Origin of the sequence: Cellulomonas sp. NPDC058312 (genome assembly GCF_042880135.1) — a bacterium.
Taxonomy (GTDB): domain Bacteria; phylum Actinomycetota; class Actinomycetes; order Actinomycetales; family Cellulomonadaceae; genus Cellulomonas.
In genome coordinates this window covers 61252-77128 of record NZ_JBHVZE010000007.1, presented here as the reverse complement: position 1 = coordinate 77128, position 15877 = coordinate 61252, and the positions used below count along the sequence as shown (strand labels likewise).

11 protein-coding genes and 1 pseudogene are annotated in these 15877 nt (G+C 74.5%); 7 read left to right on the top strand and 5 right to left on the bottom strand.

What is annotated here, in order from left to right:
* Positions 1-135: 135 nt before the first annotated feature.
* Both ACFVXN_RS17970 and ACFVXN_RS17965 read right to left on the bottom strand, forming a co-directional pair.
* A pseudogene (locus ACFVXN_RS17970) lies at positions 136-2853 on the bottom strand (cation-translocating P-type ATPase); the annotation flags it as partial.
* 406 nt (positions 2854-3259) lie between these two features.
* Positions 3260-3772, bottom strand: a complete 513-nt coding sequence (locus tag ACFVXN_RS17965; protein WP_389235731.1) for a TetR family transcriptional regulator — start codon at positions 3770-3772, stop codon at positions 3260-3262.
* A gap of 74 nt (positions 3773-3846) precedes the next feature.
* Here ACFVXN_RS17965 and ACFVXN_RS17960 point away from each other — a divergent pair, with 74 nt between their 5' ends.
* Positions 3847-5433: an MFS transporter gene (locus ACFVXN_RS17960; protein ID WP_389235728.1), complete on the top strand. Its 1587-nt coding sequence runs from the start codon at positions 3847-3849 to the stop codon at positions 5431-5433.
* An 86-nt stretch (positions 5434-5519) separates the two neighbouring features.
* Here ACFVXN_RS17960 and ACFVXN_RS17955 read toward each other — a convergent pair whose 3' ends face one another.
* Entirely contained in the window at positions 5520-7754 is a 2235-nt protein-coding gene (locus ACFVXN_RS17955; RefSeq protein ID WP_389235725.1) for a (Fe-S)-binding protein, read from the bottom strand.
* Between the two features lie 265 nt (positions 7755-8019).
* On the opposite strand from ACFVXN_RS17955, the gene ACFVXN_RS17950 reads away from it, so the two are divergent.
* From ACFVXN_RS17950 to mnhG, 6 genes are read left to right on the top strand one after another with little or no spacing between them, the layout of a single operon-like run.
* Positions 8020-11121 (top strand): Na+/H+ antiporter subunit A, encoded by a 3102-nt coding sequence (locus ACFVXN_RS17950; protein ID WP_389235722.1) that lies wholly within the window; start codon positions 8020-8022, stop codon positions 11119-11121.
* A gap of 8 nt (positions 11122-11129) precedes the next feature.
* Positions 11130-11645: a Na(+)/H(+) antiporter subunit C gene (locus ACFVXN_RS17945; RefSeq protein ID WP_389235767.1), complete on the top strand. Its 516-nt coding sequence runs from the start codon at positions 11130-11132 to the stop codon at positions 11643-11645.
* Positions 11642-13216: a Na+/H+ antiporter subunit D gene (locus ACFVXN_RS17940; protein ID WP_389235719.1), complete on the top strand. Its 1575-nt coding sequence runs from the start codon at positions 11642-11644 to the stop codon at positions 13214-13216. Before ACFVXN_RS17945 ends, ACFVXN_RS17940 begins: the two co-directional genes overlap by 4 nt.
* Entirely contained in the window at positions 13213-13797 is a 585-nt protein-coding gene (locus ACFVXN_RS17935) for a Na+/H+ antiporter subunit E (RefSeq protein WP_389235716.1), read from the top strand. Before ACFVXN_RS17940 ends, ACFVXN_RS17935 begins: the two co-directional genes overlap by 4 nt.
* Entirely contained in the window at positions 13794-14264 is a 471-nt protein-coding gene (locus tag ACFVXN_RS17930; RefSeq protein WP_389235713.1) for a monovalent cation/H+ antiporter complex subunit F, read from the top strand. The genes ACFVXN_RS17935 and ACFVXN_RS17930 overlap by 4 nt, the downstream gene beginning before the upstream one ends.
* Positions 14261-14683, top strand: coding sequence for a monovalent cation/H(+) antiporter subunit G (gene mnhG, locus ACFVXN_RS17925; protein ID WP_389235710.1), 423 nt, complete (start codon positions 14261-14263; stop codon positions 14681-14683). The genes ACFVXN_RS17930 and mnhG overlap by 4 nt, the downstream gene beginning before the upstream one ends.
* Before the next feature lie 31 nt (positions 14684-14714).
* Here the strand turns inward: mnhG and ACFVXN_RS17920 are convergent, their stop codons facing one another.
* Positions 14715-15437, bottom strand: a complete 723-nt coding sequence (locus ACFVXN_RS17920; protein ID WP_389235707.1) for an SAM-dependent methyltransferase — start codon at positions 15435-15437, stop codon at positions 14715-14717.
* A gap of 112 nt (positions 15438-15549) precedes the next feature.
* Positions 15550-15834 carry a DUF4235 domain-containing protein gene (locus ACFVXN_RS17915; protein WP_389235704.1) on the bottom strand — a complete coding sequence of 95 codons (285 nt, stop codon included), beginning with the start codon at positions 15832-15834 and terminating at the stop codon, positions 15550-15552.
* Between the last annotated feature and the right edge of the window lie 43 nt (positions 15835-15877).

The following is a 15877-nucleotide window of genomic DNA, read 5'->3' as shown; positions in this document are numbered from 1 at the left end:
GTCCTGGGTCAGCGTGACCGTGCGTCCGGTGGCCGCCACGGTGACGAGCTCGGGCAGCCGCGCGGCGGCCTCGGCCAGGTCGACGGCGTCGGGGGTGGGGGCGACGACGGACCGCGGGGCGGTGCCGCGCGCGTCGACGGCCCGGGTGACCGCCTTCAGGGCCTCGACCAGCAGGAACACCAGCAGCGCGAAGCCGAGCGTGAGGCCCCAGGCGCGGATGCCGATGGGTGCGGAGTCGAACCAGGAGTTCATGAACGGCACGTAGGTGAAGACCAGCTGCAGCACGAGCAGCGCGCCCGCGGCCAGCCAGACCACGCGGTTCCCGCGCAGCACCTGGAGGGTCACGCTGGACGCCCCGAGGAACCGGCAGTTGAACAGGTAGGCGAGCTGGCCGAGCGCGAGCATCGTGACGGCGGTGGTCTGGGCGACGTCGGTGGCGGTGCCCCGGGCCTGCTCGATCGCGAAGACCGCGAGGGTCGCGCCGCCGATCAGCAGGGACACGACGACCACGTGCAGCAGGGACCGTCGGGAGATCACGGACCCGGTGGCGGTGCGCGGCGGCCGGCTCATCAGCCCCGGCTCGCCCGGCTCGTACGCGAGGGCCAGCGACAGGGTCACGGCCGTCACCAGGTTGACCCAGAGGATCTGCACCGGGGCGAGCGGCAGCGTCAGCCCGAGCAGCACGGCCACGAGGATCACGAGCGACTGCGCACCGTTCGTCGGCAGCAGGAACACCACCGACTTCGCGATGTTGTCGTAGATCCGCCGCCCCTCCTCGACCGCGCGCTCGATGGTGGCGAAGTTGTCGTCCGCGAGGACGATCTCGGCGGCCTCCTTGGTGGCCTCGGTGCCCTTGATGCCCATCGCGATGCCGACGTCGGCCCGGGTGAGCGCGGGGGCGTCGTTCACGCCGTCGCCGGTCATGGCGACGACCTCGCCGTGCGACTGCAGCGCCCGGACGATCCGGATCTTGTGCTCGGGGCTGGTGCGCGCGTAGACGTCGACCTCGCGGACCCGGGTGCGCAGCTGCTCCTGGGTCATCGCCTCGAGGTCGGCCCCGGTGAGCGACGGGACCCGGCCCTCGGGGGCGGCGATGCCGAGCTCGCGGGCGATGGCCGTGGCGGTGCCGACGTGGTCGCCGGTGATCATCTTGACCCGGATGCCCGCCCGGTGGCAGTCGGCGATGGCCTGGACGGCCTCGGGTCGCGGGGGGTCGACGATCCCGAAGACGCCGAGGAACGTCAGCCCGCCCTCGAGGTCGTCGGCGTCGAGCGTGGCGGTGCCGTCGGCGACGGGCCGCTCCGCGGCGGCGAGGGTCCGCAGCCCCTGGCCGCCGAGCTCGTCGATGACGGCGTCCCAGCGGGCCTGGTCCAGCGGCTCGAGGGTGCCGTCGGCGGCGCGCTGGTGGGTGCAGCGGTCGAGCAGCCGGTCGGGGGCGCCGACGGCGCGCACCCGGGTCCCGGCGCCGGGGACGCGGTCGAGGGTGGCCATGAACTTGGTGGCCGACTCGAACGGCAGCGACGCGAGCCGCTCGACCCCGGTCAGGTCGGCGCCGGACTTCTGCACGAGCGTGGTGATGGCGCCCTCGGTGGGCTGGCCGACGACGCGCCAGCTGCCGCCCTCCTGGACCACCCGCGCGTCGTTGCAGGCGCCGGCGGCGACGAGCAGCGCCCGCAGGTCGGGGTGCGCCTCCAGCGGGGCGTGGGCGCCGTCGCGGGTGATCCGCCCCTCGGGCGCGTAGCCGAGGCCCTCGACGGCGTACGTGCCGGCTGCGGTGACGACCGTGCGGGTGGTCATCTCGTTCTTGGTGAGGGTGCCGGTCTTGTCCGAGCAGATGGTGGTGACCGACCCCAGGGCCTCGACGGCGGTGAGCTTGCGGGTGATGGCGTTGCGGCGCGCCATCTGCTGGACGCCGAGCGCCAGGGTGACGGTGACCAGCGCGGGCAGGCCCTCGGGGACGGCGGCGACGGCGAACCCGATCGCCGCGGACACCAGGTCCGGCAGGTCCCAGTCGTGGATGACGCGGCCGATGACGAGCATGACGGCGGCCATGCCGAGGATGCCGAGCGACAGCGTCTTGCCGAACCGGGCGAGCTGGCGGGACAGCGGGGTGTCGAGGTGGTCGACCTCGGAGATGAGCGCCTGGATGCGGCCGATCTCGGTGCCGCTGCCGGTGCTGGTGACGACCCCGACGCCGGTGCCCGCGGCCACGATGGTGCTGGAGAACAGCATCGACGCGCGGTCGCCCACGCCCGCGTCGGCGCCGACGGCCTCGACGTGCTTGGTGGCGGCGACCGACTCGCCGGTGAGCGCGGCCTCCTCCACCTGGAGGTTCGTCGCCTCGATCAGCCGCAGGTCCGCGGGCACCCGGTCGCCCGAGCGGACGCGCACGACGTCCCCGGGCACCAGCGTCTCCGCGTCGACGACCTGCCACTCGCCGTCGCGGCGGGCCTGGGCGTCGAGCGACAGCATCGTGCGGATGCCGTCGAGCGCGCGCTCGGCCTGCCCCTCCTGGAGGAAGCCGACGCCCGCGTTGATGACGGCGACCGCGAGGATGACGCTGAAGTCGATCCAGTCGCCGAGGATCGCCTTGAGCACCGCCGACGCCAGCAGGATGTAGATGAGGATGTCGTCGAAGTGCCCGAGCAGCCGGCGCAGGGCGCTGGGCCGGGGCGGTGTCGGCAGCCGGTTCGGCCCGTGCTCGGCGAGGCGGCGCGCGGCCTCGCCCGCGGGGAGCCCGTCCGGGTCGGAGCGGAGGCCGGCCAGCACCTCGGTCGGGTCCTGCGCGTAGGGGCGCGGCTGGTCCGTGACCTCGGTGGAGGGCGAGGACGGCGTGCGGGTCGGGGTCGACATGTCACCACCTGACTGATCGGCTGCCCGCCATCGTGGCACGGGGGTGCCCGCGCGGACGAGCCCGTCCGCGCAAGGGCCGTCCGGGTGACCCCCCGGGTGAGGTTTTACGTGGAGTTCACCCGCCGAGGGTGCGCGAGCGGCGTCCGCCCCGCAGGATGGCACCGTCCGAACGGATCGAGGGGGGCGTCATGGAGATGGCATCGAACGACCAGCAGACGGCGGAGTCGCAGTACGAGGACGCCGGCTGGACGAGCGTGAGCAACCCCCGGCGCGTGCGCATCTGACGCGTCGGACCAGACCCGCCCGGTGACCTCCGCACCGGGCGGACACATCCTCCCCGACGGCCCCGCGGCCTGCGCTGCGGGGCCGTCGGCGCGCTCGGGGTGGACGGGCCCGGGCCTGGGCCTCAGCCCCGCAGACGCCCCAGCACGGTCAGCGCGTCGTCGAGCGCGCCGGGGTCGCGGACGCCGGTGACCGCGTTGTAGTACATGCCGTCGCCGAGCAGCTGGACGACGTGCGCGACGGCGGGGTCTGCCAGCTCGGCGAGCAGGGCGTCGTACCAGTGGGTGCGCAGGTCCTCGAGCACGGCGGTGGCGTCGCCGTCGGACTCCTCGGCGAGCCGCACCGCGGCGATCAGGGCCCGGTCGAGCGGCCCGCCCGACTGCATCGACTCACGCAGGTAGTACTCGGCGGCGCCCTCGGGTGCCGCGCGCATCGCGGCGACGTCGGCGGTGCCGAGCTCCGCGAGCCGGTCCCGCTGGCCCTGGACCAGGGCCGCCTTGCTGGGGAAGTGGTAGAGCAGGCCGCCCTTGGACACCTCGGCGGCGGCGGCCACGGCGTCGAGCGTCGCCGCGCGCGGGCCGTGCGCGATGAGCAGGCCCTCGAAGGCGTCGAGCAGCCGGTCTCGGGTCTCGGACATGGGAATGACCGTAGCGGTCCGCGGGTTCACCTTCCGTGTGAACCGTCCAGACGGTACAGTCGCTGTGCTTCCCGATGATTGAGGTCCCCACCATGTCCAGCCCCGCCGCGCCCGCGACGGTCCCCGCCCCCGCGACGCTCACCCCCGCGCCGACCACGCTGACGCACCGCGGCCGCCCGGTGCGGCCCTGGGCCGTGCTCGTCGTGCTGATGCTCCCCGTGCTGCTGATCTCGGTGGACAACACGGTGCTGAGCTTCGCGCTGCCGTCGATCACGGCGGCGCTCGGCGCGTCGGGGTCGGAGCTGCTGTGGATCGTGGACGCCTACCCGCTGGTGCTGGCCGGGCTGCTGGTGCCGATGGGCAGCCTCGGCGACCGGGTCGGGCGCAAGCGGCTGCTGATGATCGGCGCGACCGGGTTCGCCGTCGTGTCGCTGCTCGCCGCCTGGTCCACCAGCCCGGCGATGCTGATCGCCGCCCGCGCGGCCCTCGGCCTGTTCGGCGCGACGCTGATGCCCTCGACCCTGTCGCTGATCCGGAACGTGTTCCTCGACCGCGCGCAGCGCCGCCTCGCCATCGCGATCTGGGCGTCCGGGTTCGCCGGCGGCGCGGCTCTCGGCCCGATCGTCGGCGGCGCGCTGCTCACCCACTTCTGGTGGGGCTCGGTGTTCCTGCTCAACGTGCCCGTGCTGCTGGTGCTGCTGCCGCTCGCCGCGGCCCTGGTGCCGGAGTCGAAGGACCCCGCGCCCGGCCCGCTCGACCCGTGGAGCAGCGTCCTCGCGCTCGCCACGATGCTGCCGCTGGTCTACGCGATCATCGCGACCGGCGAGCACGGCCTGACGGCCACCACCGTCGGCAGCGCGCTCGTGGGCCTGGTCGCGGGGTGGGCGTTCGTCCGCCGCCAGCGTCGGCTGCCCGTGCCGATGCTCGACGTCCGGCTGTTCGCGAACCCCGTGTTCTCCGGGGCGGTGTCGGCCAACCTGCTGTCGGTGCTCGGGTTCTCGGGGCTGCTGGTGATCGTGTCGCAGCTGCTCCAGCTCGCCGCCGGGCTGTCCCCGATGGCCGCGGGCGTGGTGCTGCTGCCCGGGCTCGTCGGGTCGGTCGCGGCCGGGCTGCTCGCGGTCCGCCTGGTCCGGCACGTCCGGCCCGGGACGCTCATCGGGTCGAGCTTCCTGCTCGCGGCGGTCGGCTACGGCGTGCTGACGCTGGTGGGCGACGTGCCGACCCCCACCTCGGTCGCGGTGGCGTTCCTCGTGATGGGCGTCGGCGTGGGGCTGGCGGAGACGCTGACCAACGACCAGATCACCACCGCCGTCCCGCCGGAGAAGGCCGGCGCGGCGTCGGCGATCTCCGAGACGGCCTACGAGCTGGGCACCACCCTCGGCGTGGCCGTCCTCGGCTCGGTGCTGAACGCGACCTACCGCGCGCGGCTGACGGTCCCGGAGACGCTGACCGGCGACCAGGCGCACGCCGCCGCGGAGACGCTCGGTGGCGCCACCCGCGTGGCCGGCGACCTGGACCCGGCGGTCGCGGACTCCCTGCTGGAGTCGGCCCGCCTGGCCTTCGACGCCGGCGCCCAGCACGCGTCGGCCGTCGGCGCGGTCGTGGCGGTCCTGGCGGCGGCGGTCTCGTTCGTGACCCTCCGCCGCGCCACCGCCCTCTGACGGGCTCGAGGTCGAGGGTTTCGCCGCGAACCGGGGGCTGAAACCCTCGACCTCGCGCGAAACCCTCGACCTCGGCGCGCGCGAGGTCACGCCCCCGCGCGGATGCGGGCGAGCAGGAGCTGGGCGATGTCGGTGACCTCCGGGACGCCGACCGCGGCGCGGTCGACGTCCGGCGGCGGCGTCGCGGCGGCGACGCCGTCCGTGAGCATCACCGTGCAGTAGGGGCACGCGGTCGCGACGACGTCGGCGCCGGTGCCGACGGCCTCCTCGGCGCGGGCGGTGCCGATGCGGGTGCCGATCGACTCCTCGACCCACATCCGCGCGCCGCCGGCGCCGCAGCAGAACGAGCGCTCGCGGTTGCGGGGCATCTCGACGACCTCGACGCCGGGGATCGCGGCGAGCAGCTCACGCGGGGGCTCGTAGACCTGGTTGTGCCGGCCGAGGTAGCAGGGGTCGTGGTAGGTCACGCGCTGCGGGGCGGCGTCCGGGGCGGCGACCGGGCGCAGCCGGCCCTCGCCGACCAGCCGGTCCAGCAGCTCGGTGTGGTGCACGACGTCGTACCGGCCGCCGAGCTGCGGGTACTCGCGGGACAGCGTGTTGAAGCAGTGCGCGCAGGTGACGACGACGGCCCGGGCCTCCGCGGCGGCGAGGGTCTCCACGTTCGCGGACGCGAGCATCTGGTAGAGCACCTCGTTGCCGGCGCGGCGGGCCGGGTCGCCGGTGCAGCCCTCGCCGTCGCCGAGCACCGCGAACGTGACGCCCGCGGTGTGCAGCAGCTCCGCGACCGCGCGGGTCGTGCGGCGGGCCTTCTCCTCGTACGCGCCCGCGCAGCCGACCCAGAACAGGTAGTCGACCTCGGCGGCGGTCGCGACGTCGGCGCCGACCACCGGCACCTCGAACGGCAGGTCCTTCGCCCAGTCGAGGCGCTGCCGGGCGGGCAGGCCCCAGGGGTTGCCGCGCCGCTCGAGCTTGGTGAACGTACCGCCGAGCTCGGCGGGGAACGCCGACTCCATCAGGGTCTGGTAGCGCCGGATGTCCACGATGGTGTCGACGTGCTCGATGTCGACCGGGCACTGCTCGACGCACGCGCCGCAGGTGGTGCAGGCCCACAGGGCGTCGGCGTCGATGATCCCGGACGCCACCAGGTCGACGTCGACGTGCCCGGGCTCGACCTCGTCGCCGGCGCGCGCGGCGCGCAGGTACGGGGCCGTCGCGGCCGCGTGGTCCCGCAGCGCCAGGGTCAGCAGCTTCGGGGACAGCGGCTTGCCGGTCGCCCAGGCCGGGCACTGGTCCTGGCAGCGCCCGCACTCGGTGCAGGTGGTGACGTCGAGCAGGCCCTTCCAGGTGAGGTCCTCCACGGCGCGCACCCCGAGGCGGGCGTCGTCGGGCAGGTCCTCCAGGGCGGCGACGTCGAGGTCGCGGTCGCCGACCCGCAGCGGCTGCAGCGGGCCGAGCGCGACCGCGCCGGACGGGGAGCGCTGCGCGTAGACGTTGAGCACCGCGAGGAACCGGTGCCAGGCGACGCCCATCGTCGGCTGCAGGCCGACCACGACGAACCACGACGCGGACACCAGGATCTTCACCGTCGCGCACAGCACGACGGCGGCCTCGACGGCGGCGGTCGACGCCCCCGACCACAGCCCGCCGATCCACGCGGTGGTGGGGAAGTGCCACGCGGACGCCAGCGCCGACCCGTCCCGCACCGCGAGCTCGTGCTCCAGCCCGCGCAGCAGCAGCACCGCGAGCACGACGAGCAGCACCGTCGCCTCGACGACGACGGCCTGCGCGGTGCTCGACCCGAAGAACCGCGACCGGCGGACCGGCTCGGTCGGGGCGGGCCCGCTGCCGTCGCCGACACCGGCCCCGGCGGCGGCGACCGCCCGTGCGGACGTCCGCGGCAGCCCGCGCGGCGTCGCCCGGACCCGCACGGCGATCAGCGCGAGGATGCCGACCAGCGACAGCCAGGCGATCCCCTCGGTCAGCAGCTCCCACGGCGGCAGGTGCCCGAGCAGCGGCAGCGCGGCCCGCGGGTCGACGACCTGTGCGTACCCGGTGACCAGCGTGAAGAACAGGATCGGGAACGACACCATGACGACCCAGTGCGCGGCCCGGACGACGGGCGTGTGCCGGAACCGGCCGTGCCCGACCATCTCCCGCAGCACCAGCAGGGTGCGCCGTCCGACGGGCCGCAGGCGTCCCGGTGCCGGCCGGCCCGACCGCACCGTCCGCGTGATCCGGGTCGCGCCGTGGGCGAACACCCCGACGCCGACGACGGTCGCGACGAGCACCACGACGAGGCAGGTCAGCCGGAGCGCATCCACGCCGTCACGGTAGCCGCCGCGACCCCGTGGGCCGCCGCCGGAGGTCCCGCCCGTGGCGAGGACCACCCCCCGGCGCCGGGTGGGCGTGGGCATCGCTTGATAGAGTGCTGGCAATCCCTCGACCCTCGGTCGGCCCCGTCGGTGAGCCCTGCTCCCGCGGCGTCGTCGGCGGCGACGGGTGCCGACCTGCTGACAACACCACACCCCGCCGGCTGCCGTCGGCACCGACCGACCGACCACCCGCCCACGACAGGACGGAGCGGACGTGCTGCAGCTCCTCGCGGTGCACCTCGTCGCAGCCCTGGTCGCGCCCGCGCTCGTCGCGTGGATCGGCCGGAGGGCGTTCTGGGTCCTCGCGCTCGCCCCCGCCTCGGCGGCGGTCTGGGCGCTCACCCTCACCGGCGAGGTGATGGACGGCCGCGGGCCGGTCCAGTCCGTCGCCTGGATCCCCGGCCTCGGCCTCGAGCTGTCGTTCCGCCTGGACACGCTGTCCTGGCTGATGACGCTCCTGGTCGGCGGCGTCGGGTCGATCGTGCTGATCTACTGCTCGGCCTACTTCAAGCCGCACGCGAGCGGCCTCGGCCGGTTCAGCGGCGTCCTGGTGGCGTTCGCGGGCGTGATGCTCGGCCTGGTCACCGCGGACGACACGCTGCTGCTGTTCGTGTTCTGGGAGCTGACCACGGTCTTCTCCTACCTGCTCATCGGGCACTACCACGAGCGCAAGGCCAGCCGCCGGGCGGCGATGCAGGCCATCGTCGTCACCACCGCGGGCGGCCTGACGATGCTGGTCGGCGTCGTGCTGCTGGGCGAGGCCGCGGGCACCTACCGGCTGTCCGAGACGATCGCGCACCCCCCGCACGGGCCCCTGGTCACCGCCGCCGTGGTCTGCCTGCTCGTCGGCGCCGCGAGCAAGTCCGCGCTGATCCCGCTGCACTTCTGGCTCCCCGCGGCGATGGCCGCCCCGACCCCGGTCAGCGCGTACCTGCACGCCGCCGCGATGGTGAAGGCCGGCGTCTACCTGGTGGCGCGGTTCGCGCCCGCGTACTCCGACCTGTCGGTCTGGCGCTGGATGATCGTGCTGCTCGGCGGCGGGACCCTGGTGCTCGGCGGCTGGCGCGCGCTGCGTCAGCACGACCTCAAGCTCATCCTCGCGTTCGGCACCGTCAGCCAGCTCGGCCTGATCGTGCTGCTGATCGGCTACGGGACGCGGGCCACCGCGCTCGCGGGCCTCGCGATGGTCGGGGCGCACGCCATGTTCAAGGCGGCGCTGTTCCTCGTCGTCGGCGTGGTCGACGCGGCCACCGGCACCCGCGACCTGCGGCGGCTGTCCGGCGTCGGCCGGGCGCTGCCGGTCACCGCCCTGGCCGGCGGGCTCGCGACGCTGTCGATGATCGGCGCGCCCCCGTTCGCGGGCTACGTCGCGAAGGAGGCCGCGCTCGAGGCGTTCGGCCACGGCGGCGAGCCGCTGGACGTCGTCGTGCTGGTGGTCGTCGCCGTCGGCTCCGCGCTGACCGTCGCGTACGGCCTGCGGCTCTGGTGGGGCGCGTTCTGGACGAAGCCGGTGCTGTCGCCCGCCGCGGTGAAGCGGCTGAGCGCGGCGAAGGACGCGCGGTACGCCGCGGAGGACAAGGCCGCCAAGGACGTGGCCGAGGCCGCCCCGACCTGCGACGACGACCGCGCCGACCCCGCGCCCGTCGGCCGCCCGTCGCTGCTGCTGGTGTGGCCCGCGATGCTGCTGGCCGTGCTCGGCCTCGCGGTCGCGCTGCTGCCCGGGCTCGGCAAGCAGCTGCTCGCCCCGCACGCCGACACCTACCCCACCGGCGAGGCCGGCCACCTGCTGCTGTGGGGCGGGTTCACGCCGACGCTGGCGATCACGGTCGCGGTGCTGCTGTCCGGCGCGCTGCTGTTCGTCGCGCGCGGACCGGTCGAGGCCGTGCAGGCGCGCGTCCCGCACGTCCCCGAGGCCGACCGGTTCTACCGCCGGATGATGCGCAAGCTCGACGACCTCGCCGCGGACGTCACCGCCCTCACCCAGCGCGGGTCGCTGCCGTTCTACCTCGGCGGGATCCTCGTGGTCTTCGTGCTCATGGTGGGCATCCCGCTGGTCGCGCTCACCGAGCTGCCGACCGAGGTCCGGGCCTGGGACCGCCCCGCTCAGCTGGTGATCGGCCTGTTCGTGGCCGTCGCCGCGGTGCTGGTCGCGCGGGCCCGCCGCCGGCTCAAGGCCGTCATCCTGCTCGGGGTCGGCGGCTACGGCGTCGCCGCGCTGTTCCTGCTGCAGGGTGCACCCGACCTGGCGCTCACGCAGGTGCTCGTCGAGACCGTCACGCTCGTCGTGTTCGTGCTGGTCATGCGCCGGCTGCCCCCGTACTTCTCCGACCGCCCGCTGGTCGGCTCCCGCTGGGTGCGGCTCGGCATCGCGCTGGCCGTCGGGCTCACGGTCGGCGGGCTCGCGCTCGTCGTGCCGGGCGCGCGGGTCCACGACCCGGTGTCGGTCGACTTCGCCGAGGAGGCGTACTCGTTCGGCGGCGGCAAGAACATCGTCAACGTGACGCTGGTCGACATCCGCGCGTGGGACACGATGGGCGAGATCTCGGTGCTGCTGGTGGCGGCGACCGGTGTCGCGTCGCTGGTGTTCCTGCGCAAGCGGTCCGGCGCGATCTTCCGGGCCGGCGACGCCCCCGCGCACCGTCAGGTGTGGGGCGGCGGCGGGGAGGACCCCACGGCCGCGCTGCGCCGGCCCGTGACCGACCGGCCGACCTACCAGTCGCGCGAGTGGCTGCGCGCCGGGCGGACCCTCGCCCCGCGCCGCCGGTCCGTGGTGTTCGAGGTCGTGGTCCGGCTGCTGTTCCACACGATGATCGTGTACTCGCTGTTCCTGCTGTTCTCCGGCCACAACGCGCCGGGCGGCGGGTTCGCGGCCGGCCTGGTCACGGGGATCGCGCTGATCGTGCGCTACCTCGCGGGCGGCCGGTACGAGCTCGGGGAGGCCGCCCCGGTCCAGCCGGGTCTGCTGCTCGGCAGCGGCCTGTTCCTGTCCGCGGGCGTGGGCCTCGGCGCCCTGGTGTTCGGCGGCAGCGTGCTGCAGTCCTGGATCATCGACGCCTCGATCCCGCTGGTCGGCGGGCTGCACCTGGTGACCTCGCTGTTCTTCGACATCGGCGTGTACCTGGTGGTCGTGGGTCTGGTGCTCGACATCCTGCGCAGCCTCGGCGCGGAGATCGACCGGCAGGCCGAGGCGGACGGCGACCCCGAGGGCGTCGGCGGGCACGCCGACCCGGGCGAGCCGGTGCAGGTGCTCGCCCCGACGGGCGAGGGCCTGGACGTGGGACGCGGGACCCCCCGCGGGACGGGAGGCGCCGCGTGACCATCGACATGAGCCCGAACCTGGTGCTGGTCGGCGTGATCGTCGTCCTGGTGACCACCGGCGTGTACCTGCTGCTGGAGCGCAGCCTGTCCCGCGTGCTGATCGGCGTCGTGCTGATCGGCAACGGCGCGAACCTGCTGTTCCTGGTCGCCGGGGGCGCGGCGGGGCGGCCGCCGATCGTCGGGCTGGAGCCCGAGGGGCGGATGAGCGACCCGCTGCCCCAGGCGATGGTGCTGACCGCCATCGTCATCACCCTCGGCATGACGGCGTTCCTGCTGGCGATGGCCTACCGGTCCTGGCAGCTGCACCAGCACGACGAGGTGCAGGACGACGTCGAGGACCGCCGCATCGCGCGGCTCGCCGCCCGCGACGAGCGCGCGTTCGAGGACGCCGACACCGAGGACTCGACCACCACCCTCGACGAGGAGGCGGCCGAGACCCGCGACGAGACCGACGAGGGCGAACCGGTGCCCGCGGGCGCGGACCGCCACCACACGACCGACCGAGGGCAGGAGGGCCGATGAACGACTACGCGTTCCTGGTGCCGCTGCCCGTCGTCGTCCCGCTGTTCGGGGCGGGCCTCGCGCTCGCGCTGTACCGCCGGCCGCGGCTGCAGCGCATCATCAGCGTCGTCTCCCTGAGCATCGTCCTGGTCGTCGCCGCGACGCTGCTGGTGCTCGCCGACGACGGCCCGCTGGTCGTCGACATCGGCGGCTGGGCGGCGCCGGTCGGCATCGACCTGGTCGCGGACCGGCTGTCGGCGCTGATGCTCACCGTGTCGGCGGCCGTGACCCTGTGCGTCCAGCTGTACTCGCTGGCCCAGGGCGAGGCCGACGGCGACGAGGCCGCGCCGGTGTCGATCTACCACCCGACGTACCTGATCCTGACCGCCGGCGTCGCGAACGCGTTCCTGTCGGGGGACCTGTTCAACATCTACGTCGGCTTCGAGATCCTGCTCGCGGCGTCCTACGTGCTGCTGACCCTGGGCGGCACCGGCGAGCGGATCCGCGCGGGCAGCATCTACGTGGTCGTCGCGCTGCTGTCGTCGCTGCTGTTCCTCGTGGCGATCGCGATGATCTACGCGGCCACGGGCACGGTGAACCTCGCCCAGCTCGCGGAGCGGCTGCCGGAGATCGACGCCGACGTGCGCCTGCTGCTCCAGGCCATGCTGCTGCTGGCGTTCGGCATCAAGGCGGCGATCTTCCCGCTGTCCGCCTGGCTGCCGGACTCCTACCCGACGGCGCCCGCGCCGGTGACGGCCGTGTTCGCGGGCCTGCTGACCAAGGTCGGCGTGTACGCGATCATCCGCACCCAGACGCTGCTGTTCCCCGAGGGCCGGATGGACGACGTCCTCATGTGGGCGGCGCTCGCGACGATGGTCGTGGGCATCCTCGGCGCCGTCGCGCAGGACGACCTCAAGCGGTTGCTGTCGTTCACGCTGGTCAGCCACATCGGCTACATGATCTTCGGCATCTCCCTCGCCTCCGAGACCGGCTGGGCCGCGGCGATCTACTACGTCGCGCACCACATCATCGTGCAGACCGGGTTGTTCCTGGTCGCGGGGCTGATCGAACGGCGGGGCGGGTCGACGTCGCTCGACTCGCTGGGCGGCCTGGCGAAGGCCGCGCCCGTCCTGGGGATCCTGTTCTTCGTCCCCGCGATGAACCTCGGCGGGATCCCGCCGCTGTCCGGGTTCCTCGGCAAGGTCGGCCTGATGCAGGCGGGCGTGCAGGACGGGTCCGGGCTCGCGCTGACCCTGGTCGTCGGTGGCGTGCTCACCTCGCTCCTCACGCTCTACGCGCTGATCAAGGCCTGGAACAAGGCGTTCTGGCAGACCCCGCCCGAGCCGCTGCCCGACACGCACCTGCCGAAGGGCATGGTCGGCTCCGCCGCCGCGCTCGTCGTGCTCGGCCTGACCCTGACCGTCGCCGCCGGCCCGCTGTACGGGTACGCGGAGCGCGCCTCCGCCGCCCTCGCCGACCGGTCGGTGTACGTGCAGGCGGTGCTCCCGGACGGCAGCCGCGGCTCCGGCGAGTCGGTGGACGCCACCCGCGAGGACGAGTCGGTCGACCCGGCCCTGGAGGAGGACGGATGAGCCTGCACCCGCGCCGCCACCGGCTGGCGACCCAGTGGCCGACGATCATCTGGCTCGTCGTCGTCTGGGTGCTGCTCTGGGGCGACCTGTCGTTCGGCAACGTCCTGGCGGGCACCGTGGTCGCGGTGCTCGTCACCGGGCTGCTGCGGATGACGCCCATCGACTTCCACGGCCGGCTGCACCCCTGGGGCCTCGTGGTCCTGGTGACCCGGTTCGTCTGGGACCTGCTGCACGCGTCCGTCGAGGTGTCCTGGGTGGCCCTGCGCCCCCGGCACACCCCGCGGGGGGCCGTCATCGGCGTCCAGCTGCGGAGCCACTCCGACCTGTACCTGACGATGACCGCGGAGCTCTGCTCCCTGGTGCCCGGGTCGCTCGTCGTGGAGGCCCACCGGCTGACCGGGATGCTCTACCTGCACGTCCTCGACGTCGAGCAGACCGGCGGCGTGGAGCGGGCCCGGCAGAACGTCCTCGACCAGGAGGAGCGGGTGCTGCGCGCGTTCGCCTCCGACGCGGAGCTGCGGGAGGCCGGCCTGGAGCCGCACCCGCGCCGCGCCGCCCGACGCGCGGAGGTGCGCGCATGACCGTCGTCCTCATCATCTGCGCCGTGCTGCTCACGGCAGCCGGGATCCTGGCGCTGATCCGGGCCGAGCGCGGGCCGTCGATGCTCGACCGCACCGTCGCGCTGGACATCATCGTGACCGTGGTCGTCGCCGCGGTGGCGCTGTACGCCGCGTCCGAGCGCCGGACCGACGTGGTGCCGATCCTCGTGGTGCTGTCGCTGGTCGGGTTCGTCGGCTCGGTGACGATCTCCCGGTTCGCGTCCGTCGAGCCCGCCGGCGAGGGCCGGGTCCGGTCCCGCGAGGAGATCGCCCAGGAGGAGGCCGAGCGGATCCGCGCCGAGGAGGAGGCGGAGGCCGCCCGCAAGGCCCGTCGCGCCCGCGAGGTCGAGGCCGAGGTGTCGACCGCGGAGGCGGTCGCGCAGGACGGGCACCACAAGGAGGCGCCGGCCGAGGACGGCACGGCGAGCGACGAGGGGAGTGCCCGATGAGCTGGGACCTGGTCGCCGACGTCGCCGCGGCCGTGTGCATGCTGGGCGGGGCGCTGCTCGCGTTCGCCGCGGGCGTGGGCGTGCTGCGGTTCCCGGACCTGCTCTCGCGGATGCACGCCGGCACGAAGCCGCAGGTGCTCGGCCTGATCCTCGTCCTGGTCGGCCTCGCGCTGCGGCTCCGGTCCGGCGGGGCGGTGTGGGCCCTGGTGCTGGTCGCGCTGTTCCAGATGCTCACCGCGCCCGTCGCGGCGCACCTGGTGGGCCGCGCGGGCTTCCGGACCGGCAAGGTCCGTCGGGACCTGCTGGTGGTCGACGAGCTCACCGAGGCCCAGGACATGGCCACGGAGCGCGACGCCCCGGACCTGCCCCGGAACACGGCGACGTCGCTGCCGCGCAGCGAGGAGCCGGACCGACGCTGACGCGCGGCCGCACCCGAGCCCTCGGGAGGCGTCACCGCCGCAGGAGCGCCACCTGGAGCAGGTCCTCGCCGTACGTCGTCGCGTCCCGGACCCGGCGCATCGGGCGCAGCTCCACCTCGGTCAGCCAGTCGAACGCCCGGCGCAGGTCGTCGGGGCCGTAGGCGAGCCCGCCGCCGAGGCTGCCGGTCCGGTACAGGTCGAGGTCGTCCGCCTCCGTGCCGCCGTCACCGGCGTGCCCGGTCGTGAAGCAGGTCAGCGCGAGGTGCCCGCCCGGCCGGAGCACGCGCTCCAGCAGCCACCGGTACGAGACCCGGCGGTGCGGGGGCAGGTGGTGGAAGCAGCCGGAGTCGACGACGACGTCGTAGGGCGCCTCGCCCCGCCAGCCGAGCACGTCCGCCCGGACGAACCGCACCGCGACCCCGGCGGCGTCGGCCCGCTCGCGGCCCCAGGCGAGCGCGGTCGCGGACAGGTCGAGCGCGTCGACCGCGCAGCCCTGCTGCGCGAGCCAGACGGCGTTCCGGCCCGGCCCGCAGCCGAGCTCGAGCACCCGGGTCCCGGGGCCGAGCGGCAGCCGGCCGTCCGCGTGCCAGGCGACGAGGCTCTCGTCGGGGGCGTCGCGGAAGAACGGCACGCCGCGGCCGCGGTCGGTGTAGAACGCGTCCCAGAAGTCCGTGCCGCCGCGGTCGGACCACCGGTCGGCGCGCTCCTCGAACAGCTGGTCGAGGAGCGCGAGGACGTCGTCGACGGTGTGCACGGAGCGACCCGTCGCACGGCGCTGACCTGGGCTTTCGTCGGTGGAGGGCATGGCCCAGGCTACCGTCGCGGTGGGACGCGACGGGGGGACCTGGGGGCCTTGCGCGACCGCCTCAGCGCGGCAGGCGGCGGTTGGTGTCGACGCGCTTCGCGAACTTCTTCGTCCCGCGGGTCGCGAGCACCCGGGCGATCGTCACGGCCGCGGACGTGATGGCCGCGGCGGCGACGACCTCCCCGATCCGGATGTCGTCGGCGTCGTCCTCGGGCTTCGGCGGCTTGTGCCCGGACGCGGCCTTCCACGCGGTGTCGACGGCCTTCGTCGCGAGCCACGCGACGGCGCCCGCGACGATCAGGCCGGTGACCTTGGCGATGGTGGACTGGGTCTCTTCGTCGGCCACTGCGACCTCCTGCGCTCGTGCGTCGTCCGGGCGGCGGCTGCCG

Coding starts and splice junctions, on each gene's coding strand:
- ACFVXN_RS17945 (WP_389235767.1), top strand. CDS start 11,130: ATGAGCCCGAACCTGGTGCTGGTCGGCGTGATCGTCGTCCTGGTGACC.
- ACFVXN_RS17965 (WP_389235731.1), bottom strand. CDS start 3,772: ATGTCCGAGACCCGAGACCGGCTGCTCGACGCCTTCGAGGGCCTGCTC.
- ACFVXN_RS17930 (WP_389235713.1), top strand. CDS start 13,794: ATGACCGTCGTCCTCATCATCTGCGCCGTGCTGCTCACGGCAGCCGGG.
- mnhG (WP_389235710.1), top strand. CDS start 14,261: ATGAGCTGGGACCTGGTCGCCGACGTCGCCGCGGCCGTGTGCATGCTG.
- ACFVXN_RS17940 (WP_389235719.1), top strand. CDS start 11,642: ATGAACGACTACGCGTTCCTGGTGCCGCTGCCCGTCGTCGTCCCGCTG.
- ACFVXN_RS17935 (WP_389235716.1), top strand. CDS start 13,213: ATGAGCCTGCACCCGCGCCGCCACCGGCTGGCGACCCAGTGGCCGACG.
- ACFVXN_RS17960 (WP_389235728.1), top strand. CDS start 3,847: ATGATTGAGGTCCCCACCATGTCCAGCCCCGCCGCGCCCGCGACGGTC.